General features: G+C 60.2%; 25 protein-coding genes. 19 read left to right on the plus strand and 6 right to left on the minus strand.

All coding sequences use genetic code 11. The features are described 5' to 3' along the window. Positions 1-182 precede the first annotated feature (182 nt). Positions 183-1,445, plus strand: a complete 1,263-nt coding sequence (locus MA884_RS17145; RefSeq protein WP_256231617.1) for a hypothetical protein — start codon at positions 183-185, stop codon at positions 1,443-1,445. A 93-nt stretch (positions 1,446-1,538) separates the two neighbouring features. Here MA884_RS17145 and uraH read toward each other — a convergent pair whose 3' ends face one another. Further along, a complete protein-coding gene (gene uraH / locus MA884_RS17150) occupies positions 1,539-1,892 on the minus strand; it encodes a hydroxyisourate hydrolase (RefSeq protein WP_256231618.1) in 354 nt (117 codons plus the stop codon). A 413-nt stretch (positions 1,893-2,305) separates the two neighbouring features. Here uraH and puuE point away from each other — a divergent pair, with 413 nt between their 5' ends. The 6 genes from puuE to MA884_RS17180 all read left to right on the plus strand — a co-directional run bounded on the left by puuE (position 2,306) and on the right by MA884_RS17180 (position 8,114). Beyond that, positions 2,306-3,247 carry an allantoinase PuuE gene (gene puuE / locus MA884_RS17155; protein ID WP_256231620.1) on the plus strand — a complete coding sequence of 314 codons (942 nt, stop codon included), beginning with the start codon at positions 2,306-2,308 and terminating at the stop codon, positions 3,245-3,247. Then, positions 3,244-3,759, plus strand: a complete 516-nt coding sequence (gene uraD / locus MA884_RS17160) for a 2-oxo-4-hydroxy-4-carboxy-5-ureidoimidazoline decarboxylase (protein ID WP_047229635.1) — start codon at positions 3,244-3,246, stop codon at positions 3,757-3,759. Before puuE ends, uraD begins: the two co-directional genes overlap by 4 nt. Before the next feature lie 67 nt (positions 3,760-3,826). After that, complete coding sequence (gene alc, locus MA884_RS17165; RefSeq protein WP_256231622.1) at positions 3,827-4,822, plus strand: allantoicase; 996 nt, start codon at positions 3,827-3,829, stop codon at positions 4,820-4,822. Positions 4,823-4,965: 143 nt separating this feature from the next. Then, positions 4,966-5,469 carry an ureidoglycolate lyase gene (locus tag MA884_RS17170; protein ID WP_256231623.1) on the plus strand — a complete coding sequence of 168 codons (504 nt, stop codon included), beginning with the start codon at positions 4,966-4,968 and terminating at the stop codon, positions 5,467-5,469. A gap of 52 nt (positions 5,470-5,521) precedes the next feature. After that, entirely contained in the window at positions 5,522-6,823 is a 1,302-nt protein-coding gene (locus MA884_RS17175) for a urate hydroxylase PuuD (protein WP_256231624.1), read from the plus strand. A gap of 505 nt (positions 6,824-7,328) precedes the next feature. Further along, positions 7,329-8,114 carry an outer membrane protein OmpK gene (locus MA884_RS17180; RefSeq protein WP_256231625.1) on the plus strand — a complete coding sequence of 262 codons (786 nt, stop codon included), beginning with the start codon at positions 7,329-7,331 and terminating at the stop codon, positions 8,112-8,114. A gap of 177 nt (positions 8,115-8,291) precedes the next feature. Here MA884_RS17180 and MA884_RS17185 read toward each other — a convergent pair whose 3' ends face one another. After that, complete coding sequence (locus tag MA884_RS17185) at positions 8,292-9,452, minus strand: patatin-like phospholipase family protein (protein WP_256231626.1); 1,161 nt, start codon at positions 9,450-9,452, stop codon at positions 8,292-8,294. 35 nt (positions 9,453-9,487) lie between these two features. Next, positions 9,488-10,420, minus strand: coding sequence for a lipid A biosynthesis lauroyl acyltransferase (locus tag MA884_RS17190; protein WP_256231627.1), 933 nt, complete (start codon positions 10,418-10,420; stop codon positions 9,488-9,490). A 118-nt stretch (positions 10,421-10,538) separates the two neighbouring features. Between MA884_RS17190 and minC the strand changes: the two genes are divergently transcribed. The 6 genes from minC to MA884_RS17220 all read left to right on the plus strand — a co-directional run bounded on the left by minC (position 10,539) and on the right by MA884_RS17220 (position 15,360). Continuing rightward, positions 10,539-11,276, plus strand: coding sequence for a septum site-determining protein MinC (minC, locus tag MA884_RS17195; RefSeq protein ID WP_256231628.1), 738 nt, complete (start codon positions 10,539-10,541; stop codon positions 11,274-11,276). 200 nt (positions 11,277-11,476) lie between these two features. Continuing rightward, entirely contained in the window at positions 11,477-12,289 is an 813-nt protein-coding gene (minD, locus tag MA884_RS17200; protein ID WP_256231629.1) for a septum site-determining protein MinD, read from the plus strand. Next, positions 12,289-12,543, plus strand: a complete 255-nt coding sequence (minE, locus tag MA884_RS17205; RefSeq protein ID WP_003179111.1) for a cell division topological specificity factor MinE — start codon at positions 12,289-12,291, stop codon at positions 12,541-12,543. Before minD ends, minE begins: the two co-directional genes overlap by 1 nt. A 192-nt stretch (positions 12,544-12,735) precedes the next feature. After that, positions 12,736-13,371 carry an RluA family pseudouridine synthase gene (locus MA884_RS17210; RefSeq protein ID WP_092400258.1) on the plus strand — a complete coding sequence of 212 codons (636 nt, stop codon included), beginning with the start codon at positions 12,736-12,738 and terminating at the stop codon, positions 13,369-13,371. A gap of 284 nt (positions 13,372-13,655) precedes the next feature. Beyond that, on the plus strand, positions 13,656-14,945 hold the full coding sequence (locus MA884_RS17215; RefSeq protein ID WP_256231630.1) for a M18 family aminopeptidase: 1,290 nt from the start codon (positions 13,656-13,658) through the stop codon (positions 14,943-14,945). Positions 14,946-15,177: 232 nt separating this feature from the next. Continuing rightward, positions 15,178-15,360: a hypothetical protein gene (locus MA884_RS17220; RefSeq protein WP_047229644.1), complete on the plus strand. Its 183-nt coding sequence runs from the start codon at positions 15,178-15,180 to the stop codon at positions 15,358-15,360. Between the two features lie 7 nt (positions 15,361-15,367). Here the strand turns inward: MA884_RS17220 and MA884_RS17225 are convergent, their stop codons facing one another. Further along, positions 15,368-16,099: a UTRA domain-containing protein gene (locus MA884_RS17225; RefSeq protein ID WP_256231631.1), complete on the minus strand. Its 732-nt coding sequence runs from the start codon at positions 16,097-16,099 to the stop codon at positions 15,368-15,370. Between the two features lie 349 nt (positions 16,100-16,448). Here MA884_RS17225 and MA884_RS17230 point away from each other — a divergent pair, with 349 nt between their 5' ends. From MA884_RS17230 to MA884_RS17255, 6 genes are all read left to right on the plus strand, one after another. Next, positions 16,449-17,516 carry an ABC transporter substrate-binding protein gene (locus MA884_RS17230; RefSeq protein ID WP_256231632.1) on the plus strand — a complete coding sequence of 356 codons (1,068 nt, stop codon included), beginning with the start codon at positions 16,449-16,451 and terminating at the stop codon, positions 17,514-17,516. A 213-nt stretch (positions 17,517-17,729) separates the two neighbouring features. Further along, on the plus strand, positions 17,730-18,536 hold the full coding sequence (locus MA884_RS17235) for an alkaline phosphatase family protein (protein WP_256231633.1): 807 nt from the start codon (positions 17,730-17,732) through the stop codon (positions 18,534-18,536). 5 nt (positions 18,537-18,541) lie between these two features. Beyond that, a complete protein-coding gene (locus tag MA884_RS17240; RefSeq protein WP_256231641.1) occupies positions 18,542-19,378 on the plus strand; it encodes an ABC transporter permease subunit in 837 nt (278 codons plus the stop codon). Beyond that, positions 19,365-20,165 (plus strand): ABC transporter permease, encoded by an 801-nt coding sequence (locus MA884_RS17245; RefSeq protein WP_092458581.1) that lies wholly within the window; start codon positions 19,365-19,367, stop codon positions 20,163-20,165. The genes MA884_RS17240 and MA884_RS17245 overlap by 14 nt, the downstream gene beginning before the upstream one ends. Then, positions 20,162-21,151: an ABC transporter ATP-binding protein gene (locus tag MA884_RS17250; protein WP_256231634.1), complete on the plus strand. Its 990-nt coding sequence runs from the start codon at positions 20,162-20,164 to the stop codon at positions 21,149-21,151. The genes MA884_RS17245 and MA884_RS17250 overlap by 4 nt, the downstream gene beginning before the upstream one ends. A gap of 46 nt (positions 21,152-21,197) precedes the next feature. Next, complete coding sequence (locus tag MA884_RS17255; protein ID WP_256231635.1) at positions 21,198-21,851, plus strand: HAD family phosphatase; 654 nt, start codon at positions 21,198-21,200, stop codon at positions 21,849-21,851. A gap of 219 nt (positions 21,852-22,070) precedes the next feature. Here the strand turns inward: MA884_RS17255 and MA884_RS17260 are convergent, their stop codons facing one another. After that, positions 22,071-22,859 carry a DUF2182 domain-containing protein gene (locus MA884_RS17260; protein ID WP_256231636.1) on the minus strand — a complete coding sequence of 263 codons (789 nt, stop codon included), beginning with the start codon at positions 22,857-22,859 and terminating at the stop codon, positions 22,071-22,073. Positions 22,860-22,861: 2 nt separating this feature from the next. Next, a complete protein-coding gene (locus MA884_RS17265; RefSeq protein WP_256231637.1) occupies positions 22,862-23,497 on the minus strand; it encodes a DUF1326 domain-containing protein in 636 nt (211 codons plus the stop codon). Between the last annotated feature and the right edge of the window lie 384 nt (positions 23,498-23,881).

A 23,881-nucleotide genomic window follows, 5' to 3' on the forward strand; every position in this document is an offset into this window, starting at 1 on the left:
CTGACGCCGCTGAGCCCCAGTCCCCCACCATCCAGCTAGCCGAAATCACCTCAGAGCCCCCCGTCCATGAGTCAACCACGGCGGTGCCGCTGGACCATTATCATCTTTCACCCGAACTGGTCCCCATGCTATCGGAGCCCGACGCAACCTCCGGCATCCGCACATTCAGGACACGTACCTATGTGGACCTGGCGGAAGGCGGCACGGTGCTGTTGGGGCGCGATGCCGAGCAGAATTACCGGGCCCGACTAGGCACCGAACTCATCGCCTCCGGGCCGCGTGTCGAACAAGTAGAAGGCAGCCTGCTGTGGCGTCTTGCGCACCGCGCCGAGACGGATGCCGCGGGTTCCACACTGACGATTACCCGCCGCCGGCTGGCAGACGATGAGCCCTCGGAAATCGTTGAACCCAAGCGTCGGCACACGACATCCCCACACAGCGAAGCCACCGTGGAAAGCGCCCCCGCCTTCGGTAAAAACTGGGGGATCGAGCCAGAGCTCTCGGTCCCCGATTTCATTACCGTCGACGGAGTCCACTACAAGGTGGTGACGCGCGCCGACGCCCGCGAGTATCCGATCGCCTACATCCAGCAACCCTCTCATTCACCGTATGATTTTGACGTACTGGAGGCGACCCTCAGGCATACGCCCGACGAGCAACCCCGAAGCGCGATACGCGTACCTCCCGACAATCACTGGCAAATCGATGCGAGGCTGCCCTTTGACAAACCACTGACGGGATACGTCAGGGAGGCGTTTCCAGAAGTCACCACCGCCACCCAGGAAAATATCGCGAGAAAACAATTTACCCTCGCCAACAGCTCTTCTTTCGCCGACGCGGCAGGCATGACCGCGCTCCGGCAGATTTTCAGCAGCTGGAAAGACGGCACCCCGTCCCCGCACCCGGAATGGAGTGATCCGTTATTGATGCTACCCGTGCTTCGCGCCGCTTCAGGCAGCGCCAGCAGCGCCAGCAGCACCTCACGCTCGCTCGAGCTGCCAAACCCCTTTTCACGAATGTCGTTGGATCGGCTGGATTTCGACCCTCAGTGGTTCGCGCAACAATGGCGTTTTTTTGTCACGACCTACTCACCGATGGACCTCAAGCGCTTCATGGCCAACCTCATGACCCGTAACGGCTATACGGTTTTTGAAGCCAATTCTTTCAATAGCTTTCCGGCGTTGGTATTCCGGCGCACAGGGCATGACTATGTATTTTTCATGAGCCTGCATCGCACCCGGATCCCGAAGATTTCCCTGCCGGCACACACCAACCCAAACACAACCGGCATCAGCCTGGAAACCCAGGTGGGCGAACACGCCGCGAAGGCTGTCAGGGAGGCCCACCAGAACAACAAGATCATCTGGCTCAAGGGCGGTTCGCAAATCCGGCCAAACTATCCGGACACCGTCTTCATCGTTCGGGATGACGACGCGAGGCTGTAGTCCGCAGGCAAAAAAAAGCCCGCAGTGTGAGCGGGCGAAAACCAAAGAAGCGCCATGCGCAGTCGCTTCCAGGAGAGGCAGCTGCTTGGGGGATCAGCTGCCTCGATAGGTGGAATAGGCGTAAGGCGAAATCAGCAGGGGCACGTGGTAATGCTCCTGCTCGGCCGAAATGCCAAAGCGCAGCACCACCACATCCAGGAACGCCGGCTCGGACAGTTGGACGCCACGGGCGCGGTAGTAATCGCCTGCATGGAATTGAATCTGGTAGACGCCGCTACGGTAGTCATCCCCTTGCAACAACGGTGCATCGCAACGGCCGTCGCTGTTGGTCAGCGCGCTGGCGACCAATTGCAGTTGCGCACCTTCGACGCGGTATAGCTCGACCTTGATCGAGCTGCCCGGGCAGCCGTGCGCGGCATCCAAAACGTGAGTAGTCAAACGTCCCATTGATTGTGCGCGCCTCGCTGCAAAGCAGTCCGGCCCGACGCCTCCTGAATCAGTTGAAAGACAGACCGCACCGTTTCGGAGCACGGAACGCTGCGGCGATGAGCGAATTAAGACACTTTAAATAAAAATTGTACACAATAAAAAACAGAAATTTATCCCCTGTCAGATTCGAGACGGGTTCAGACCCGATCTGCAATCAAACCAACAGACACGCAGGATTGTCATGCCTTAGCTGACCAAACGGGCAGGTTTCTTGCAGTGTAGACAAGCGAGGGGCTGCAGTGAAAAATGCAAAAATTCAGGCTTACAAAGCGCACATAAAGTTGTATACAATCAACCCATCGCTGTGACGCCAGCCTGTGATTCATCGCCCAGGCGCCACCTACATGGTTCGAACAAGAAGGAAAACTGCAGTGAGCGCTGACTACCCACGCGACCTGATCGGTTACGGCAGTAACCCTCCCCATCCTCAGTGGCCGGGCAACGCCCGTATTGCCCTGTCCTTCGTGCTCAACTACGAGGAAGGCGGCGAGCGCAACGTCCTGCATGGCGACAAGGAGTCCGAAGCGTTTCTCTCGGAAATGGTTTCGGCGCAACCACTGCCGGGCGAGCGCAACATGAGCATGGAATCGCTCTACGAGTATGGCAGCCGCGCCGGTGTCTGGCGGGTCCTCAAGCTGTTCAAGGAATTCGATATTCCGCTGACGATCTTCGCGGTGGCCATGGCTGCCCAGCGCCACCCGGAGGTGATCCGCGCCATGGTCGCCGCCGGTCACGAAATCTGCAGCCACGGCTATCGCTGGATCGACTATCAATACATGGATGCAGCCGAGGAACGCGAGCACATGCTCGAAGCGATCCGCATCCTGACCGAAATCACTGGCGAACGCCCGTTGGGCTGGTACACCGGCCGCACGGGCCCCAACACCCGCCGGCTGGTCATGGAAGAAGGCGGTTTTCTCTATGACAGCGATACTTATGACGACGACCTGCCCTACTGGGAACCTAACACCCCTACCGGCAAGCCGCACCTGGTAATTCCGTATACCCTGGACACCAACGACATGCGCTTCACCCAGGTCCAGGGTTTCAACAAGGGCGAAGATTTTTTCCAATACCTCAAGGATGCTTTCGACGTGCTGTATGCCGAAGGCAGCGAGGCGCCGAAGATGCTTTCCATCGGCCTGCACTGCCGCCTGATCGGCCGGCCTGCCCGTCTCGCGGCCCTCAAGCGGTTTCTTGAATACGCCAAGGGTCATGAGCAGGTCTGGTTCAGCCGTCGCGTCGACATCGCCCGCCACTGGCAGCAGACCCACCCACATCCGGGCGCTTTGAAATCAGGGGCTTCGAAATGACCGCATTCCAGACCCTCAAGCCTTCGACCTTGAGCCGCGAAGCGTTCGTCAAAGCCTTCGCCGACATCTACGAACATTCGCCATGGGTGGCCGAAAAGGCTTTCGACCTGGGCCAGGATCCGTCGATCGACCAGATCGAAACCCTGCACCAGCGCATGAGCGACATCCTGCTGTGCGCCGATCACGCCAGCCAACTGGCGCTGATCAACGCACACCCGGACCTGGCCGGTAAAGCCGCCGTCCAGGGCCAACTGACCGAAGCCAGCACGAACGAACAGGCTGGCGCCGGTATTCACCAATGCTCGAGCGATGAGTTTCAACGCTTCACCGAGCTGAACGAGGCTTACAAGGCCAAGTTCAAGTTTCCCTTCATCATGGCGGTAAAAGGCAGCAACCGGCATCAGATCCTCGCGGCGTTCGAAACGCGCATCCACCACTCGGCAGACACCGAGTTCAAATGCGCGCTGGCAGAGATCAACAAGATCGCGTTGTTCCGATTACTGACTCTTTAGCGAGCAGCCCTGAGGCCCAGGCCCCTGCAAGCATCCCCAGCCAACTTATTAAAGGCAGACAAGAAGAATGAAAGCTTACGCCGTACCCTTCGAGAAGTTCGTCAACCTGGCCGACGCCCGCCTGGGCACCAAGATCATTTCGGTCACCGATGACTGGTTCGCCGACGCCAACCGTCTGTTCCAGCCGACTCCGGCCGTATGGAAGGAGGGCGTGTTCGATGACAACGGCAAGTGGATGGACGGCTGGGAGTCGCGCCGCAAGCGCTTCGAAGGCTACGACAGCGCGGTGATCCGCCTGGGCGTACCGGGTTCGATCAAGGGCGTGGACATCGACACTTCATTCTTCACCGGCAACTACCCGCCGTCGGCGTCCCTGGAAGCCTGCTTCCTGACCTCGGGCGAGCCAGACGAAAATACCCAATGGACTGAAGTGCTGTCGGCCGTCGAGCTGCAAGGCGACAGCCACCACTACCATGAAATCAGCAACGACCAGGCGTTCAGCCACCTGCGTTTCAACATCTACCCCGATGGTGGCGTGGCCCGGCTGCGGGTCTACGGCATTCCGTACCGCGACTGGTCGGCCGTGGGCGACAATGAACAGATCGACCTGGCCGCGGCCCTTAATGGCGGCCGCGCCCTGGCCTGTTCCGACGAACACTTCGGTCGCATGAGCAACATCCTCAACCCCGGTCGCGGGGTGAACATGGGCGATGGCTGGGAAACCGCCCGTCGTCGTACCCCCGGCAATGACTGGGTGATCGTCGCTCTGGGCCATGCCGGTGAAGTCGAGAAAGTCATCGTCGACACCCTGCACTTCAAGGGCAACTACCCGGACAGCTGCTCGATCCAGGGCGCGTTCGTCAAGGGCGGTACCGACAGCCAGATCGAAACCCAGTCGTTGTTCTGGCGTGAATTGCTGCCCAGCCAGAAGCTGGAAATGCACGCCGAACACACCTTCGCCGAGCAGATCAAGGCGTTGGGGCCGATCACCCATATCCGCCTGAACGTGTTCCCGGATGGTGGTGTAAGTCGCCTGCGGGTGCTTGGCAAGGTCGCGAAGTAATGCTGAGCCTGTAGGAGCTGGCGAAGCCTGCGATCTTTTGATCTTTGTTTCTCAAAGGGCAAGATCAAAAGATCGCAGGCTTCGCCAGCTCCTACAGGGAATGCAGTGAACTGAAAATACATTTCAAAGATAAGAAGACCAGCATGCGCACACTCAAGATCGAACCGTTGACCAAAGAAGCCTTCGCCCCATTCGGTGACGTGATCGAAACCGACGGCAGCGATCACTTCATGATCAACAACGGTTCGACCATGCGTTTCCATCGCCTGGCGACGGTTGAAACCGCCGAGCCGGATGACAAGGCGATCATCAGCATCTTCCGCGCCGACGCGCTGGACATGCCGCTGACCGTACGCATGCTGGAGCGCCATCCGCTGGGTAGCCAGGCTTTCATCGGGCTGCTCGGCAACCCCTTTCTGATCGTGGTCGCGCCACTTGGCGATGTACCTGTATCAGGCTTGGTCCGCGCCTTCGTCACCAACGGCAGGCAGGGCATTAATTACCATCGCGGCGTCTGGCACCACCCGGTGCTGACGATCGAAAAGCGGGATGACTTCCTGGTGGTTGATCGCAGTGGCACAGGCAATAACTGCGATGAGCATTTTTTCAAAGAGGATGAGTTGCTGATCCTCGCCCCCCACCAATAAGAGAAGCGTCCGATCACGCGAAAACAAGCGTGACGGGCAAGAGGTAAAGACTGTGGAAGCACATATGCTGGAATGGCTGAACCTGAGCGTGCGCTGGGTTCATATGATCACTGGCGTGGCCTGGATCGGCGCGTCGTTCTACTTCGTCTGGCTGGAAAACAACCTCAATCGCGTCAACCCCAAAAGCGGTCTGGCCGGTGATTTGTGGGCCATCCACGGTGGTGGCATCTACCACCTGGAAAAATACAAACTCGCGCCGCCGTCCATGCCGGACAATCTGCACTGGTTCAAATGGGAAGCCTACTTCACCTGGATGTCGGGCGTCGCCCTGCTGTGCCTGGTGTTCTATTGGAACCCGACCCTGTACCTGCTGGCACCGGGCAGCAGCCTGAGCGGGCCCGAAGGCGTCGCCCTGGGCATCGGCTCGTTGTTCGTCGGCTGGTTCGTGTATTCCTTTCTCTGCGACTCGGCCCTGGGCAAACGCCCTGCCCTGCTCGGCCTGATCCTGTTCGTGCTGTTGATCGCCGCGGCCTACGGGTTCAGCAAGGTGTTCAGCGGTCGCGGTGCCTACCTGCATGTTGGCGCGGTCATCGGGACAATCATGGTCGGCAACGTGTTCCGCATCATCATGCCGGCTCAACGCGCGCTGGTGGCGGCCATTGCCGAGAACCGCACGCCTGATCCGGCGCTGCCGGCCAAGGGCCTGTTGCGCTCGCGCCACAACAACTACTTCACCCTGCCGGTGCTGTTCATCATGATCAGCAACCATTTCCCGAGCACCTATGGCAGCCAGTACAACTGGTTGATTCTGGCCGGGATCGCCGTGGCGGCGGTGTTGGTGCGACACTATTTCAATACCCGCCACGACAGCAACAAGTATGCCTGGACGCTGCCGGTCGGTGCCCTGGCGATGATCTGCCTGGCTTATGTCACAGGTCCCAAGCCCATGGCCACAGCGCCGGAAGTGGCCAAGGCCCCTGGTGTGATCGAGTACCAACCGTTGCCGGAAACGGCAGTGGGCGGCGGCGCAAAACCGGCGACGGCAGCGCCAGCACCATCATCGACGCCGGCCCAGGCCGCCAATGCCCAAGGCCCCTCGTTCGAGAGGGTCCACAGCGTGATTCAGGAGCGCTGCTCGGTCTGCCATTCGGCCAAACCCACCAGCCCGTTGTTCAGCGCCGCGCCGGGCGGGGTGATGTTCGATACCCCGCAACAGATCCAGCAACAAGCCGCGCGCATCCAGGCCCAAGCCGTGGCCACGCAGATCATGCCCTTGGGCAATATCACCCAGATGACCCAACAGGAACGCGACCTGATCGGCGCGTGGATCACCCAGGGGGCGCGGACGAACTGAGTCCCGCCGACGTCAAACCTGGCACCACCCGCCATACGTAACACCGCTGACAGGCAGACCGGCACACGACCGGTCGCCCGTCAGCGACTGCCTGCGCCTCAACAATAAAAACAAGAGGAAAGCATCAGATGAACCAGCCCCGCCATCACGCCCCAAATTTGCCACGAGTGCGCCGTTGCAGGGCACTTGAGCCCCTGAATGCAGGGCCATATCCTGCGCGGCCGTTTGAATCCGGCGCCTCTTAAAACAAGCAGATCCTGACCGATACGCCAACATTGCGGTGTTGGCAGATGTCGGCCCTCTCTGAAAACACTTTTTCGACCGTTTCGAACCACTGAACAAGCCATTTTCCGATTTGTCCCGGTCTTGGCTCAGCTCTTGCTGTCAGCGCTTGCCACAAACAAAAAGCTGACCGAACGGATGTTTTTTCCGTGGAAAAAAGGCGCCACACCAGAGCGCTGACCTTAAAAAAATGCACTACCACTTACCTTTGGGAGCAAACCGAATGAAACGTACGTCTACCCACCTGATACTTGCAGGATCCTTGCTGGCCGGGGGCCAGGCGATGGCCGGCGACCTGCTGCAGTGGCAGAACAACAGCCTGAGCTACCTGTACGGCAAGGATTTCCAGATCAACCCGCGTATCCAGCAGACCGTGACCTTCGAGCATGCCGATGCCTGGAAGTACGGCGACAATTTCTTCTTCCTCGACCGGATCTTCTACAACGGCCAGGACGACAGCAACTCCGGCCCGAACACCTACTACGGTGAATTCAGCCCCCGCCTGTCGTTCGGCAAAATGTTCGACCAGAAGCTGCAAGTGGGTCCGATCAAGGATGTGCTGCTGGCCATGACCTATGAGTTCGGCGAGGGTGACAACGAGTCGTACCTGATCGGCCCGGGTTTCGACCTGGCGATTCCCGGTTTTGATTACTTCCAGCTGAACTTCTACAACCGTCAGACCGAAGGCCCACGCGCCGGCGACAATGTCTGGCAGATCACCCCGGTCTGGGCCTACACCCTCCCGGTGGGGTCATCCGATATCCTGTTCGACGGTTTCATCGACTGGGTCGTGGACAACGACAGCAACTCCAAGGGCACCTACCACGCCAACCTGCACATCGTCCCGCAGATCAAATATGACCTGGGCAAGGCGTTGAAGCTGGGCGCCAAGCAGTTGTATGTGGGTGTGGAATATGACTACTGGAAGAACAAGTACGCGATCAAAGACAGCGAAGGCTTCAAGACCAATCAGAGCAATACCAGCTTCTTGCTGAAGTATCATTTCTGATCACATCGATTCTGGATGCTCAGGGAATCTTGTGGGAGCGAGCCTGCTCGCGATAACGGTGGGCCAGCATCCAGCGATGTTCAATGTGCCGCCCTCATCGCGAGCAGGCTCGCTCCCACATTTGACGGCGCGCCCCGTGGGAGCGAGCCTGCTCGCGATGGCGGTGGGGCCGCTGCATCACCCCGCCGTCACCCGCAAGAACCGGCTCAACTCCTCGCGCTGGGCCAACGCATCCTGGCGCCCCAGCTCGATCAATTCACTGCAATAGCCCGCTTCGAACAGCAGATAACTCAGCACCCCGGCGCCGCTGGTCTTGGTCGCGCCCGGCCCGCGCAGGAACATGCGCAGCGCACGGGGCAACTCCAGGCGATGGCGGGCGGCGATTTCGTCGATCGGCTGGCTCGGCGAAATCACCAACACCTCCACCGGCGCCGCGCCCAGCGTATGAGCCGGCACGTCATCAGGCAGCAGATGACTGAAGCCGTTCAGACGTTCCAATAACTCGATGTCGCTTTCCAGGCTGTCAATGAATGTGCTGTTGAGCATGTGGCCACCGATCTGCGCCAGGGTCGGTTGCTGGCCGGTGTAACTGCGCTGCAATGGCTCTGGCGAACCGAGGCCGCGCGGATTACCGCTGACCCCGATGACCAGCACGCGATTAGCCCCCAGGTGCAGGGCCGGGCTGATGGGAGCCGATTGACGCACCGCGCCGTCACCGAAATATTCCGGGCCGATCCTGACCGGTGCGAACAGCAGGGGGATCGCTGAACTGGCGAGCAGGTGTTCCACCGACAACAGGGCCGGCACGCCGATTCGCCGGTGCCGCAACCAGGCGTCGATGGTGCCGCGGCCCTGATAGAAAGTCACGGCCTGACCGGACTCATAACCGAACGCAGTCACCGCCACGGCCCGCAGCTGCTGCTGCGCGATCGCCTGTTCGATACCCGAAGCGTGGAACTGAGACTGGAGAAGTTCACGCAACGGCGAACTGTCGATCAGGGCCACCGGCAACCTAGCGCCCAGGCCCAGCAGGCTGTGGCTGATGAAACGTGTCGCCTGGGCGATCACGCCCCACCAGTCGCTGCGCATCACCTGATGGCTGCGCACCGCTTGCCAGAAGGCTGTCAGACGCTCGATGGCAGTTTTGAAGTCCATCGCCCCGCTGGCCAGGCTGACCGCGTTGATTGCCCCGGCCGAGGTGCCGACAATCACCGGGAACGGGTTGTCCGCGCCGTCCGGCAACAGTTCGGCAATCGCTGCCAATACTCCCACTTGATACGCTGCCCGAGCCCCGCCGCCGGAAAGAATCAAACCTGTCACCGGTTCAAGTGGGGTCATCGCAACGCTCCGTGTTCAATAAGTGGACTACAGGCTTAGCCGCGTTTGTCATACAGCTTCGGCTCGCCCGGCGGACGACTCTTGAAGCGCCGGTGAGCCCAAAGGTACTGCTCGGGGCATTTACTGACCGACTGCTCCACCCAGCGATTGATACGGATGCAATCGGCCTCTTCGGTCTCCCCTGGAAAATCCTCCAGTGGCGTCTGAATCACCAGACGGTAACCACTGCCATCAGCCAGACGCTCCTGGATGAATGGCACCACCCGTGCCTTGCCCAGGCGAGCGAACTTGCTGGTGGCCGTGACCGTCGCGGCCTGGATTCCGAACAGTGGCACAAAGACGCTTTGCTTGGCGCCGTAGTCCTGGTCCGGGGCATACCAGATCGCCCGCCCCGCCCGCAGCAGCTTGAGCATGCCGCGCACGTCGTCACGCTCCACCGCCAGGGAATCAAGATTGTGCCGCTCGCGCCCACGACGCTGGATGTAGTCGAACAGCGGGTTCTTGTGTTCGCGGTACATGCCGTCGATGGTGTGCTGCTGGCCGAGCAATGCCGCGCCGATTTCCAGCGTGGTGAAGTGCAGCGCCATCAGAATCACACCTTTGCCCTCGCGCTGGGCCTGCTTGAGATGCTCCAGCCCTTCGACATGGGCCAGCTTCGCCAGGCGCGAGCGCGACCACCACCAGCTCATGGCCATTTCGAAGAAGGCGATGCCCGTGGAGGCAAAGTTTTCCTTGAGCAGATGCTTGCGCTCGGCAGCGGACTTTTCAGGAAAACACAGTTCCAGATTGCGCTGGGCAATGCGCCGTCTGTCGCCGGCCACACGATACATCAGCGCACCCAATGCACGACCGGCGCGCAGCAGCAGCGGATAGGGCAACTGAACGATCAGCCACAACAGCCCCAGACCGCACCACAGCAGCCAGAAACGCGGATGAAAAAATGCAGCTCGAAAACGCGGGCGATCCATTACAGCTTCCACAAAGACATGGGCCGCGCATTCTACATCGTTCGACCCGGCTTGCGGCCCGGGGACGATCTCGTTATAAGTCTCGGCACTTTTAGTGACAAGCCGTTGTACGCCGACCATGAGCCAAACCGAACCGCTAGACCAAGATCCCGTGTTCCAGCTGAAGGGCAGCATGCTCGCCATTACGGTGCTGGAGCTGGCCCGCAACGACCTGGAGAGCCTTGACCGGCAGTTGGCGGCAAAAGTCGCCCAGGCCCCGAACTTCTTCAGCAATGCCCCGCTGGTGCTGGCGCTGGACAAACTGCCGGCCGGCGAAGGCGCCGTGGATTTGCCCGGCCTGATGCGGGTTTGCCGTCAGCACGGTCTGCGCACCCTGGCGATCCGGGCCAGCCGCATCGAAGACATCGCCGCCGCCATCGCCGTGGACATTCCGGTACTGCCGCCCTCCGGTGCCCGGGAACGCGTGCTGGAGTTGAGCCCGGCCGAGCCCCGGAAAAAGCCGGAAAAACCAGCAGAGCCGACCATCAAGCCAACCCGAGTCATCACCTCCCCGGTCCGTGGCGGGCAGCAGATCTATGCCCAGGGTGGCGATCTGGTCGTGGTGTCTTCGGTCAGCCCGGGTGCGGAACTTCTGGCCGATGGCAACATCCATGTATACGGTCCGATGCGTGGCCGTGCCCTGGCCGGTGTCAAGGGTGATACGAAAGCCAGGATTTTTTGTCAGCAGTTGAGCGCTGAACTGGTCTCCATCGCCGGGCAATACAAGGTTTCCGAAGATCTGCGTCGCGACCCGCTGTGGGGGGCCGGCGTTCAGGTCAGCCTGTCGGGCGACGTGTTGAACATCATTCGGCTTTAACGGATACTGCCGCATTTTCCAAGCATCTCTAAAACGTAGCGAAAACGGCTTAAACGACGTAGGAAAAAGGATAAGGCAGTGTTTACCGGAGGTAGACCCCGTCCAGCATCCGATTCCAGCCAAGCCTGTCCAATTGCAGCAGTTTCAAGAGATGTTTTTCAGGGGCTGAAAAAGTCCTTTTTCCTTAGGGGTGAAACACCTTGGCCAAGATTCTCGTGGTTACATCCGGCAAGGGTGGTGTGGGTAAGACCACCACCAGCGCCGCTATCGGTACCGGTCTCGCTCTGCGCGGCCACAAAACAGTCATCGTCGATTTCGACGTCGGCCTGCGTAACCTGGACCTGATCATGGGTTGCGAGCGTCGCGTGGTCTATGACTTCGTCAACGTGGTCAACGGTGAAGCGAACCTGCAGCAAGCCCTGATCAAGGACAAGCGCCTTGAGAATCTGTACGTACTGGCCGCCAGCCAGACCCGCGACAAAGACGCGCTGACCCAGGAAGGCGTGGAAAAAGTGCTGATGCAGCTCAAGGAAGATTTTGAGTTCGTGGTGTGCGACTCCCCGGCCGGTATCGAGAAAGGTGCCCACCTGGCCATGTACTTCGCTGACGAAGCGATCGTCGTGACCAACCCGGAAGTCTCATCGGTACGTGACTCCGACCGCATGCTGGGCCTGCTGGCGAGCAAATCCCGGCGCGCCGAGAACGGCGAAGAGCCGATCAAGGAGCACCTGCTGCTGACCCGCTACAACCCGCAACGCGTCAGCGATGGCGAAATGCTCGGCGTCGAAGACGTCAAGGAAATCCTCGCCGTTACCCTGCTGGGTGTGATTCCTGAATCCCAAGCGGTACTCAAGGCCTCCAACTCGGGTGTGCCGGTGATTCTCGACGACCAGAGCGACGCCGGTCAGGCGTACAGCGACGCGGTCGATCGCCTGCTGGGCAAAACCCTAGAGCATCGATTCCTCGATGTAACGAAGAAAGGTTTCTTCGAGCGCCTGTTTGGAGGTAGGTAATGAATCTTTTTGACTTCTTTCGTGCCAACAAAAAGCCAAGTACCGCCTCGGTCGCGAAAGAGCGTCTACAGATCATCGTGGCGCACGAGCGCGGCCAGCGCAGCACCCCTGATTATCTGCCGGCCTTGCAGAAAGAACTGGTGGAAGTGATCCGCAAGTACGTCAATATCGGGTCTGATGATGTGCATGTGGCGCTGGAAAGCCAGGGTAGTTGCTCGATTCTGGAACTCAATATCACCCTGCCGGATCGTTGATCGATCCTGCGGGTGCCGACGGCGGCTCCGGGTCCTTTTTCCTGACCCTGTGGGAGCAAAGCTTGCTCGCGATTAAACAACACGGTCTGTCTGTTAGATCCGGTTGAGGCTATCGCGAGCAAGCTTTGCTCCCACAGGGGGAAGGACTTTGGGACCCGGGCCGCCGTCGGCGTTTGTTACGAGACTGTTTTAATGCCCCTGTCCAACATTCGTATCATCCATCAGGACGCCGCCGTCCTGGTGGTCGACAAGCCGACCCTGCTGCTGTCCGTGCCCGGCCGGGCCGACGACAACAAAGACTGCCTGATCACCCGCCTGCAGGAAAACGGCTATCCGGAGGCGCGAATCGTGCACCGGCTGGACTGGGAAACCTCCGGCATCATTCTGCTGGCCCGGGATCCGGATACCCACCGCGAACTGTCTCGGCAGTTTCATGACCGGGAAACCGAAAAGGCCTACACAGCATTGTGCTGGGGCCAACCGGAGCTGGACAGCGGCAGCATCGACCTGCCCTTGCGCTACGACCCGCCGACCAAACCGCGCCACGTGGTGGATCATGAGCACGGCAAGCACGCCCTGACCTTCTGGCGCGTGCTGGAGCGTTGCGGCGACTGGTGCCGGGTCGAACTGACGCCGATCACCGGGCGCTCGCACCAGTTGCGCGTGCACATGCTGTCCATGGGTCATCCGCTGCTGGGCGACGGCCTCTACGCCCATCCCCAGGCCCTCGCTGCGTGGCCACGGCTGTGCCTGCACGCCAGCATGCTCAGCTTCACCCACCCGCAAAGCGGCGAACGCCTGCGCTTCGAGTGCCCGGCGCCGTTCTGAGAGACACCACCGACAATGTGGCGAGGGAGCTTGCTCCCGCTGGACTCTGTAGGAGCTGGCGAAGCCTGCGATCTTTTGATCTTGATCTTTCGCTTGAGATTCAAGTGTCTTTGGAAAGATCGCAGCCTCGTTGCACTCGACAGCTCCTACAGACGCAGCCCAGCGGGAGCAAGCTCCCTCGCCACGGGTTCAACAACCCAAGTTCCCCATATACATACCCCCTCTCCCCTCCCCATCGCCCCCCAATACGGTAAACTCCCGCGCATTGCTGTCTGGAGTTATTTATGCGCGAAGAGTTGAACCAAGGCCTGATCGACTTTCTCAAGGCCTCCCCCACCCCGTTCCACGCCACCGCCAGCCTTGCCCAGCGCCTGGAGGCAGAGGGTTATCAGCGTCTTGACGAACGCGAGACCTGGGCCACCGAGGCCAACGGCCGTTACTACGTCACGCGTAATGACTCTTCAATCATCGCCTTCAAGCTGGGCCGCAACTCACCGCTGGACGACGGCATCCGCCTGGTTGGCGCCCATACCGACAGCCCTTGCCTGCGGGTCAAGCCCCAGCCGGAACTGCAACGCCACGGGTTCTGGCAACTGGGCGTGGAAGTCTATGGCGGCGCGTTGCTGGCGCCGTGGTTCGACCGCGACTTGTCCCTGGCCGGGCGCGTGACCTTCCGCCGCGATGGCAAGGTCGAAAGCCAGTTGATCGATTTCAAGGCGCCGATCGCCACGATTCCGAACCTGGCCATCCATCTCAATCGCGAAGCCAATCAGGGCTGGGCGATCAACCCACAGAATGAGCTGCCGCCGATTCTCGCCCAGTTCGCCGGTGACGAGCGCGTCGACTTCCGCGCCGTACTCACCGATCAACTGGCCCGCGAGCACGGTCTGAACGCCGACGTGGTGCTCGATTACGAGCTGAGCTTCTACGACACCCAAAGCGCCGCGCTCATCGGCCTGCATGGCGATTTCATTGCCGGCGCGCGCCTGGACAACCTGCTGTCGTGCTACGCCGGCCTGCAAGCCTTGTTGAACGCCGACACCGCAGAGACCTGCGTGCTGGTGTGCAACGACCACGAGGAAGTCGGCTCTTGCTCGGCCTGTGGCGCCGACGGTCCGATGCTGGAGCAAACCCTGCGTCGTTTGCTGCCTGAAGGTGAAGAATTCGTACGGACCATTCAGAAATCCCTGCTGGTTTCCGCAGACAATGCCCACGGCGTGCACCCCAACTACGCCGACAAACACGACGCCAACCACGGTCCGAAACTCAACGCCGGGCCCGTGATCAAGGTCAACACCAACCAGCGCTACGCCACCAACAGCGAAACCGCCGGGTTCTTCCGTCACCTGTGCATGGCCGAGGAAGTACCGGTGCAGAGCTTCGTGGTGCGCAGCGACATGGGCTGCGGCTCGACCATCGGCCCGATCACCGCCAGTCAGTTGGGCGTACGCACGGTGGACATCGGTTTGCCGACCTTCGCCATGCACTCGATCCGCGAACTGTGCGGCAGTCATGACCTGGCGCACCTGGTGAAAGTATTGAGCGCGTTCTATGCCTGTCGTGAGTTGCCATAGCTGCCGTTGCAGCTAACCCCTGTGGCGAGGGAGCTTGCTCCCGCTGGGCTGCGCAGCAGCCCCCTACCTGCAACTGAATGCAGGTTTGCCAGTGCTGCGCACTGGAGCGGGAGCAAGCTCCCTCGCCACAATGATGTCCGCCTCAAGATTCGAGGTGGCCATGACATACATCATCACACCCCGGCAAAACCCCAACTAGACTGACCTTATCCCCTCCGACAAGGCCGTCACCATGATTCCGATGTCTGCGTTCAATGCCATGCTGGTGCCCATCATCGCCGGCATGATCCTGCTGGCCATCGGCTTCAACTTCCGAGACAAGAACGTCGGCGTGTTTGCCATGTGGATCGGCATGTTGCTGATACTTGCCACGGTGGTGTTCAGGATCCTGGCCAAACTCAACGAGTCGATCTGACCTCCTCTCAGGCAGCCGGCGGTTGTTCCGGCACGTCCACCCCAACGTGAATCGCATCATGACGCCAGAACTCCAGGTCACAATCGATCAGCCGCTGATGCTGGTCATAGTTGACCCGCGCAATCCGCAAGCCAGGGCTACCAACCGAGACTTTCAACGCTGCCGCCGCTTCAGGCTGTAAAGAGGTCGGCACAATCTCGAACTTCACCCGGCCGTAGTGCAAGTCGTAATGACGCGCGTACAACTCGGTGATGGACTGATTGAGGTCGAATTCGAGGATGTCCGGGAAGTACTGCGGGTTCAGGTAATGCTCGACATACAGCACCAGCCGCTCATCGATACGCCGAACACGGCAGATCTGGATCACACGGGACAGCGCCGGCAGCTGCAGCCAGGCGCACACCGCCGCCGAGGCCGGTTGCAGGCGGGCCGAGATGACCTGAGTGGAAGGCACTCGCCCCTGGGCGGTCACCATGGCGTGAAAATGGCTGCGCTGCATCAGGTTATAGGCCAGGCGTGGCGGCGAGACGAACCAGCCACGGCGCTCCTCGCGATAGATCTGCCCCTGGGCTTCGAGCTGCAACAGCGCTTCACGCACGGTGATGCGTGTAGTCCCGAACAATTCGCTGAGCTTGCGCTCGGCCGGCAACTTGCTGCCGGGCGCCAACAAGCCGTGGTCGAGCTGCTCCTGCAGAACTTGCCCGATGGTTGTCACCGCTTTGGTTGTCTCGATGCGCATCAACGTTACCTATCTGGACTAGACCAGCACTCTTTCGGGGCGAAATCGATGGAGCATCCATCTGTTTCTCATGCTTGCAAGCCTAGGCACTGCACATGACTGGTAGATGACAGAACCGCCGAACGGTTCATTGCCATGTGTGCAAATTAGCGGCCAAGTCCTTGCAGATCAGCCGGTTAACCATGGTCTACGCTTATTTGGCAGCCACTTTGCCCAAGCCAGGCAATTGCCAGCCTCTCCTGCACCGACATCAAAATGTCACAGGGCTCGCCTACATTGGCTCAGGTATTGCTGACCTAGACCAACACAACCGCAATCGCAGCGTTGAAAACGCCCATAGGAGCTTCGGATGAAACAGTTTTTCCTGGCATCACTGTTAGGCTCGACCATTGCCATGTGCACTGCTGCCATGGCCGCTGACACCGATTTGAAAACACTGGAAGCCGCTGCGAAAGCGGAAGGCACCGTGAACAGCGTCGGCATGCCCGATGACTGGGCGAACTGGAAAGCCACCTGGGATGACCTGGCCAAACTCTATGGTTTGAAACACATCGACACCGACATGAGCTCGGCCCAGGAAATCGCCAAGTTCGCCGCCGAGAAAGACAACGCCAGCGCCGATATCGGTGACGTTGGCGCAGCTTTCGGCCCGATCGCGGTCAAGCAAGGCGTGGTTCAACCCTACAAGCCGAGCACCTGGGAACAGGTTCCGGACTGGGCCAAGGACAAAGACGGCAACTGGGCCCTGGCCTACACCGGCACCATCGCTTTCATCGTCAACAAGAAGCTGTTGCACGGCTCCGAAGTGCCGACCAAATGGGCCGACCTGAAAACCGGCAAATACAAAGTGTCCATTGGTGACGTGAGCACCGCCGCCCAAGCCGCCAACGGCGTGCTGGCAGCGGCCCTGGCCAATGGCGGCAACGAGAAAAACGTTCAGCCGGCGCTGCTGATGTTCGCCGAGATCGCCAAACAGGGGCGCCTGTCCATGGCCAACCCGACTATCGCCACGATGGAAAAAGGTGAAGTCGAAGTCGGCGTGGTCTGGGACTTCAACGGCCTGAGCTACAAGGCCAAGATGGCCAACCCGGATGATTACGTCGTATTGATTCCATCCGACGGCTCGGTCATCTCCGGCTACTCCACCATCATCAACAAATACGCCAAGCACCCGAACGCCGCCAAACTGGCTCGCGAGTACATCTTCAGCGACGCCGGCCAGATCAACCTGGCCAAGGGCAACGCCCGTCCGATTCGCGCCGAGCACCTGACCTTGCCTGAAGAGGTCAAGGCCAAGCTGCTGCCCAACGAGCAGTACAAAGGCGTGACCCCGATCAAGGATGCGGACGCGTGGGAAAAAACCTCCAAGACACTGCCGCAGAAGTGGCAGGAAGAAGTGATCATCAATATGGAGTGAGGCAATAGCTCCCGCTCGGCTATCCACAGGCAATCCAATTGTGGGAACAGGCCCTGTTGGAGCAGAGCTTGCTCGCGATAAAGGATGACACGGTCTTGCAGTTGGACCGTGTCGCCTTCATCGCGAGCAAGCTTTGCTCCCACAGAAGCTGGCTTCCACATCAGGCCCCTGGAGAATCCGAGTTTCCTGGTATCTGTCCGGAGTCCCGGTCCCATGAAGCACAACGTCATCCTGGTGGTGCTCGACGGCCTCAACTACGAGGTCGCCCGGCATGCCATGGGGCATTTGCAGGCCTATGTCGGCGCAGGACGCGCGGCGCTCTACACACTGGAATGTGAACTGCCCGCCCTGTCCCGTCCGCTCTATGAATGCATTCTCACCGGCGTCGTGCCCATCGACAGTGGGATCGTGCACAACAACGTCTCGCGCCTGTCGAACCAGCGTAGCGTCTTCCACTACGCCACCGCTGGCGGCTTGAGTACGGCTGCCGCGGCCTATCACTGGGTCAGCGAGCTCTACAACGCTTCGCCGTTCGTGGCCGGTCGTGATCGTCATACCGACAACCACGAGCTGCCGATTCAATACGGCCATTTCTACTGGAATGACCACTACCCCGACTCTCATCTGTTTGCCGATGCCGAACACCTGCGTCAGCGCTACCTGCCGAATTTTTTGCTGGTGCACCCCATGAACATCGACGATTCCGGTCACAAGTACGGCCTCGACACCCCGCAATACCGCAACAGCGCCCGCTCGGCCGACATCAACCTGGCGGTTTACCTGCAAGCCTGGCTCGACGCCGGTTACCAGGTGCTGGTGACATCCGACCACGGCATGAACAACGACCGTTCCCACAACGGCCTGCTGGCTGAAGAACGGGAAGTGCCACTGTTTGTCCTGGGTAGCGGCTTCAGCCTCAACCCCGATGCCGCGCCCAGACAGACCGAACTGTGCGGCACCATTTGCCAGTTGCTCGGCGTTGCCCACGACAAACCCTATTGCCAGGAGTTGCTCAAGTGAATGCCATGACGCGCGGCAAATGGCTGGCAGCGTTGTGCCTGGTGCCCTTCGCGATTTTCTTCATCGTGTTCCAGATAGCCCCGCTGCTTTGGGTGCTGGTCAACAGCCTGGAATCGGAAGAGTTCGGCTGGGGTCTGGCCAACTTCAGCAAAATTTTCAGTTCGAAGTTCTACCGCCAGGCGATCCAGCACAGCCTGGAAATCAGTTTCTGGTCCAGCGTGCTCGGCATCATCATCGCCGTGCTCGGCAGCTACTCCCTGCGTCGGGTCGACTCGCGCCTGCGCAACTTCGTCAACGCCTTCGCCAACATGACCAGTAACTTCGCCGGCGTGCCCCTGGCCTTCGCCTTCATCATTTTGCTGGGGTTCAACGGCAGCATCACGATCATGCTCAAACAGGCGGGGATCATTGAAGATTTCAACCTGTACTCGAAAACCGGGCTGATCATTCTCTACACCTACTTCCAGATTCCCCTGGGCGTGTTGCTGCTCTACCCAGCCTTCGACGCGCTGCGCGAGGACTGGCGCGAATCCGCCGCACTGCTGGGCGCCAACGGCTGGCAGTTCTGGCGGCACATCGGCCTGCCGGTGCTGACGCCGGCGCTGCTGGGCACGTTCGTGATCCTGCTGGCCAATGCGCTCGGTGCCTACGCCACGGTGTACGCACTGACCACCGGTAACTTCAACGTCCTGCCGATTCGCATCGCCGCCATGGTCTCCGGGGACATTTCCCTCGACCCGAACATGGCCAGCGCCCTGGCCGTGGTGCTGGTGGCGCTGATGACCCTGGTGACCGTCGTCCATCAGTTGCTGCTCAAGAGGAGCTACCATGTCTCGCGCTGAATCGAGCTCTGCCGGGCTCTATCATCGGGTGGTGGTGTACCTGCTGTTCGCCATCCTGCTGCTGCCCCTGGCCGGCACGCTGATCTACTCCATCGCCAGCAGTTGGTCGGCCACCGTGCTGCCCAGCGGCTTCACCTTCAAATGGTATGTGCAGCTGTGGAGCGATCCGCGCTTTCTCAACGCCTTCGGCCAATCATTGATCGTCTGCGTCGGAGCGTTGGTGCTTTCAGTAGTGCTGATTCTGCCCCTGCTGTTTGTGGTGCATTACCACTTTCCGAAACTCGACGCACTGATGAACATCCTCATCCTGTTGCCCTTCGCGGTGCCGCCGGTGGTGTCTTCAGTGGGACTGTTGCAACTCTACGGCTCAGGGCCGCTGGCGATGGTGGGCACGCCGTGGATCCTGATCGGCTGTTACTTCACCGTTGCCCTACCGTTCATGTACCGGGCGATCACCAACAACCTGCAAGCCATCAACCTGCGCGACCTCATGGACGCCGCCCAACTGCTCGGCGCCAGTACTTTCCAGGCGGCTTTGCTGGTGGTGCTGCCGAACCTGCGCAAGGGCCTGATGGTGGCGCTGCTGCTGTCCTTTTCGTTCCTGTTCGGTGAGTTCGTGTTTGCCAACATCCTCGTCGGCACCCGCTATGAAACCCTGCAGGTGTACCTGAACAACATGCGCAACAGCAGCGGTCACTTCACCAGTGCGCTGGTGATTTCCTACTTTTTCTTCGTATTGGTCCTGACCTGGGCGGCCAACATCTTGAACAAGGACAAAAGCCAATGAGCTACGTCAGCGTCCAACACTTGCAAAAAAGCTATGCCGGCACGCCGGTGTTCAGCGACATCAATTGCGAAATCCATAAGGGCGAGTTCGTCACCCTTCTCGGTCCTTCCGGCTGCGGCAAGTCCACGCTGCTGCGCTGCATCGCCGGCCTGACCGCGGTGGATGCGGGGCAGATCCTGCTGGACGGCCAAGACATCGTCCCGCTGAGCCCGCAAAAACGCGGGATCGGCATGGTGTTCCAGAGCTACGCCTTGTTTCCCAACATGACCGTGGAGCAGAACGTCGCCTTCGGCCTGCGCATGCAAAAGGTTGCGGGTGAGGACAGCCGCCAACGAGTGCTGGAAATTCTGCGGCTGGTGGAGCTGCACGACTTTGCCGCTCGCTACCCCCATCAACTTTCCGGCGGCCAATGCCAGCGCGTAGCCTTGGCTCGCTCCCTGGTGACCCGCCCACGCCTGTTGCTGCTGGACGAGCCGCTGTCGGCCCTGGATGCGCGGATTCGCAAACATTTGCGCGAGCAGATCCGCCAGATCCAGCGCGAGCTGGGCCTGACCACGATCTTCGTCACACACGATCAGGAAGAAGCCCTGACCATGTCTGACCGGATTTTCCTGATGAACCAGGGAAAGATCGTACAAAGCGGCGATGCCGAAACCCTTTACACTGCGCCGGTCGATGTCTTTGCCGCAGGCTTCATCGGCAATTACAACCTGCTGGACGCCGACAGCGCCAGCAAACTGCTGCAACGGCCAGTGACCGGTCGTCTCGCCATTCGCCCGGAAGCCATTGAACTGAGCCGCAGCGGCGAGCTCGATGCGCTGATCCGCAGCCACAGCCTGCTGGGCAACGTGATCCGTTACCGGGTCGAGGCTCGCGGCGTAGAGCTGGTGGTCGATGTGCTCAATCGTTCGGCCGCCGATTTGCACCCCGATGGCACACGACTGTCACTTTCCATCGATTCAACGGCGTTGTGTGAGGTAGCCTGATGGCTTTATTGATTTTGAAGCTGATTTTGAAAAGGAAAGCGCGCTGATGGCCCTGGCAATTTTTGATCTGGACGAAACCCTGATCCACGGCGATTGCGCCACCCTCTGGAGCGAGCAGATGGGGCGCCTGGGCTGGGTCGATCCAGAGTCGTTCATGCGTCGCAACAACGAGCTGATGGACGCCTACAGCCACGGCAAGCTGAGCATGGAAGCGTACATGGACTTCAGCCTGGAACCGATGATCGGCCGCACCCCGGAAGAAATCGAACACCTGGTGACGCCGTGGGTGGAAGACTTCATTGAACCGATCATCTTCAGCGACGCCACCAAGACCATCGCCGAACACCGAAAGGCCGGTGACCGGATCCTGGTGATCTCCGCCTCCGGCACGCACCTGGTCAAGCCGATTGCCGAACGCCTGGGCATCGATGAGATCCTGGCGATTGAACTCGAAGTGACCCATGGGGTGTACAGCGGCAAGACCGTCGGCACCCTGACCTATCGCGAAGGCAAGATCGCGCGACTGCTGGACTGGTTGGACGCCGAAGAAGAAAACCTTGAGGGCGCGAGTTTCTATTCCGACTCGCGCAATGACCTGCCGCTGCTACAGCGGGTAGATTATCCCCATGTGGTCAACCCGGATCCGGTGTTGAAGGCCCATGCCGAATCGGCCGGGTGGCCGATCCATACCTGGAAATGAACACTGAGCAGTCCCAGAAAGAACACCCAGGCTTTTGTGGCGAGGGAGCTTGCTCCCGCTCGGCTGCGAAGCAGTCGTAAACCGGTTGACGCGATCTGCCTGGGCAATGGCGGCGTCTCGATTTGGCGCGGCTACGCCGCCCAGCGGGAGCAAGCTCCCTCGCCACGGGGAACGAGGTGTATCGATAAACCCTGGCAATAAGGCTCCCACAGGTTCCGCCTAGCCCAACAGCAGCCACAGGCCCCAGCCGAGCAACAACACACCGCAGATACGACTGAGCCAGAGTCCCTGCGGCAGGTTTTTCTCCAGCAGGATGAAGGCACCGATCACTGCCACCCAGAGCAGATTCATCACGCCGACCACGAACAGCAGGCCCATCAGGGCCCAGCAGCAGCCCAGGCAATAAGCGCCATGGGCCAGCCCCATGCGCCAGCCGCCAAGCACGCCGGGGCGCCAATAGCCGAGAAGAAAATGCAGCGGCCCGCGACAATGCTCAAGGCAGACTGCCTTGCTTGGCAACCACTGATAGATGCCTGCAACCAATAGCAGGCCGGCGGCCAGCGCGGTACTGCTGCTGTGCATCCCCGGACTGAGCAGGGCGAGCCGCTCGAGCGCCCATTGCAGCGCCGTAGCGCCCAGGGCGAAGCCGGCCCAGACCAAGCCATAGGCGCTGCTGAACAGCAGCAGCGCCAGGTGTCGCTGCGGTGCCGGCATGCGCTTGCGCAGCATCTGCTGGTAGATCAGCAGCATGGGCAGGGCGCTGGGCAGCATCATGCCGATCATCATCACCACCCACATGGCGAACATCAGCAGAGCATCGCCCAGGCTCCAGGGCATGAACATACCGGCCATTGCCGCATCGGCCATACCGCCCGGCGCACTCATGTCGCGGGCCATCTGCAGCAGAATCAGCCAGGCCAGGGCGGTCAGCGCGAGCAGGCAGAGCAGGAACAACAACTGCTCGCCTGTCAGTCGCTTGCTCTGCGTCACCGCCTGAGGTTCCGCCATCGTTACGGCTCTATGCCATGGCCGGTGAAGTGCACGTGGGCAAGGTGGCTATGACTGCCCTGGGATTGGAGCTTGAGGGCTGAATGCGTCTGGTAGCTGCCGCTGGCTACTTCGGCCTCCAGGAACTCGAAGCCGTCGGGCAGGGACAGGCGGACTCGATGAGGTGAACCGTCGATCGGGCTGCGGATCGGCTCGCCGCTGGCCTGCAGCACGCCTGGAATGTCCAGGTGCGCCAACCGCTGATCGACATCGATGGATAGGGTGATGGGTACGAACTGCGGTTCGAACATTTCACTCATGGTGCTGCTGAACACCTGGAACACGTTGGCCCCGGGGTCGCTCTCCAGGCCAGAGAGAATGGTCAGCAGGGCCTGGCGTTGCGCCTCGTCGGCGCGTTCATCGATGAACACCTGACAACTGCCGTTGCCCTCATGGATGGCGCCCGGCCAAGCGAAGGTGGCGGCCCAACACAAGCCTCCCAGCGCCACTTGATTGAAATACCCGCGTTCCACTCGCATCGACGTCACCGCATGGCAGTGGCCATGGGTCGGTGGTGCGTTGAATTGACAGGGGCAGCCCCAATTGCAGTTGCAGGCAATGAATTCGACGCCCTGCATGCGCCATTCGGTGGTGGCCATGATCAACCTCTTCACCTGGTTGGTGAAATGAAAGCTGCGGTTACCCCCATCCCTCCATTCATTAACGCTAGCAGGGTGCACGCATCGGATACGGGCTACTGACCAAAGGTCGGCTTGCCCGTGGGCGCCGGTCAGAGGTGCAAGCCACCGGCGATGGCAGGTCCTTTGGAATGTGAGGCAGAGCGCGGGAACGCCTGTTCGCGATTTTCAGCATCAATGCAAGCTGACCCACCGCTATCGCGAGCAAGCTTTGCTCCCACGGGGGATTTGTGGTGAAACACCGAATACCTGAGCCCTCGCGACCCACGTGGGAGTAAGGCTTGCCCGCGATGGCAGCCGCACTTTCAGCATCAATGCAAGCTGACCCACCGCTATCGCGAGCAA

This window comes from Pseudomonas sp. Q11, from assembly GCF_024494355.1.
Classification (GTDB): Bacteria; Pseudomonadota; Gammaproteobacteria; order Pseudomonadales; family Pseudomonadaceae; genus Aquipseudomonas; species Aquipseudomonas hefeiensis.

What these genes read in the sequence shown, in the direction of transcription:
- uraH (WP_256231618.1), bottom strand. Translation starts at nt 1,892, where the DNA reads ATGGGACGTTTGACTACTCACGTTTTGGATGCCGCGCACGGCTGCCCG.
- uraD (WP_047229635.1), top strand. Translation starts at nt 3,244, where the DNA reads ATGACCGCATTCCAGACCCTCAAGCCTTCGACCTTGAGCCGCGAAGCG.
- alc (WP_256231622.1), top strand. Translation starts at nt 3,827, where the DNA reads ATGAAAGCTTACGCCGTACCCTTCGAGAAGTTCGTCAACCTGGCCGAC.
- MA884_RS17170 (WP_256231623.1), top strand. Translation starts at nt 4,966, where the DNA reads ATGCGCACACTCAAGATCGAACCGTTGACCAAAGAAGCCTTCGCCCCA.
- MA884_RS17180 (WP_256231625.1), top strand. Translation starts at nt 7,329, where the DNA reads ATGAAACGTACGTCTACCCACCTGATACTTGCAGGATCCTTGCTGGCC.
- MA884_RS17185 (WP_256231626.1), bottom strand. Translation starts at nt 9,452, where the DNA reads ATGACCCCACTTGAACCGGTGACAGGTTTGATTCTTTCCGGCGGCGGG.
- MA884_RS17190 (WP_256231627.1), bottom strand. Translation starts at nt 10,420, where the DNA reads ATGGATCGCCCGCGTTTTCGAGCTGCATTTTTTCATCCGCGTTTCTGG.
- minC (WP_256231628.1), top strand. Translation starts at nt 10,539, where the DNA reads ATGAGCCAAACCGAACCGCTAGACCAAGATCCCGTGTTCCAGCTGAAG.
- minE (WP_003179111.1), top strand. Translation starts at nt 12,289, where the DNA reads ATGAATCTTTTTGACTTCTTTCGTGCCAACAAAAAGCCAAGTACCGCC.
- MA884_RS17210 (WP_092400258.1), top strand. Translation starts at nt 12,736, where the DNA reads ATGCCCCTGTCCAACATTCGTATCATCCATCAGGACGCCGCCGTCCTG.
- MA884_RS17215 (WP_256231630.1), top strand. Translation starts at nt 13,656, where the DNA reads ATGCGCGAAGAGTTGAACCAAGGCCTGATCGACTTTCTCAAGGCCTCC.
- MA884_RS17220 (WP_047229644.1), top strand. Translation starts at nt 15,178, where the DNA reads ATGATTCCGATGTCTGCGTTCAATGCCATGCTGGTGCCCATCATCGCC.
- MA884_RS17225 (WP_256231631.1), bottom strand. Translation starts at nt 16,099, where the DNA reads ATGCGCATCGAGACAACCAAAGCGGTGACAACCATCGGGCAAGTTCTG.
- MA884_RS17230 (WP_256231632.1), top strand. Translation starts at nt 16,449, where the DNA reads ATGAAACAGTTTTTCCTGGCATCACTGTTAGGCTCGACCATTGCCATG.
- MA884_RS17235 (WP_256231633.1), top strand. Translation starts at nt 17,730, where the DNA reads ATGAAGCACAACGTCATCCTGGTGGTGCTCGACGGCCTCAACTACGAG.
- MA884_RS17240 (WP_256231641.1), top strand. Translation starts at nt 18,542, where the DNA reads ATGACGCGCGGCAAATGGCTGGCAGCGTTGTGCCTGGTGCCCTTCGCG.
- MA884_RS17245 (WP_092458581.1), top strand. Translation starts at nt 19,365, where the DNA reads ATGTCTCGCGCTGAATCGAGCTCTGCCGGGCTCTATCATCGGGTGGTG.
- MA884_RS17250 (WP_256231634.1), top strand. Translation starts at nt 20,162, where the DNA reads ATGAGCTACGTCAGCGTCCAACACTTGCAAAAAAGCTATGCCGGCACG.
- MA884_RS17255 (WP_256231635.1), top strand. Translation starts at nt 21,198, where the DNA reads ATGGCCCTGGCAATTTTTGATCTGGACGAAACCCTGATCCACGGCGAT.
- MA884_RS17260 (WP_256231636.1), bottom strand. Translation starts at nt 22,859, where the DNA reads ATGGCGGAACCTCAGGCGGTGACGCAGAGCAAGCGACTGACAGGCGAG.
- MA884_RS17265 (WP_256231637.1), bottom strand. Translation starts at nt 23,497, where the DNA reads ATGGCCACCACCGAATGGCGCATGCAGGGCGTCGAATTCATTGCCTGC.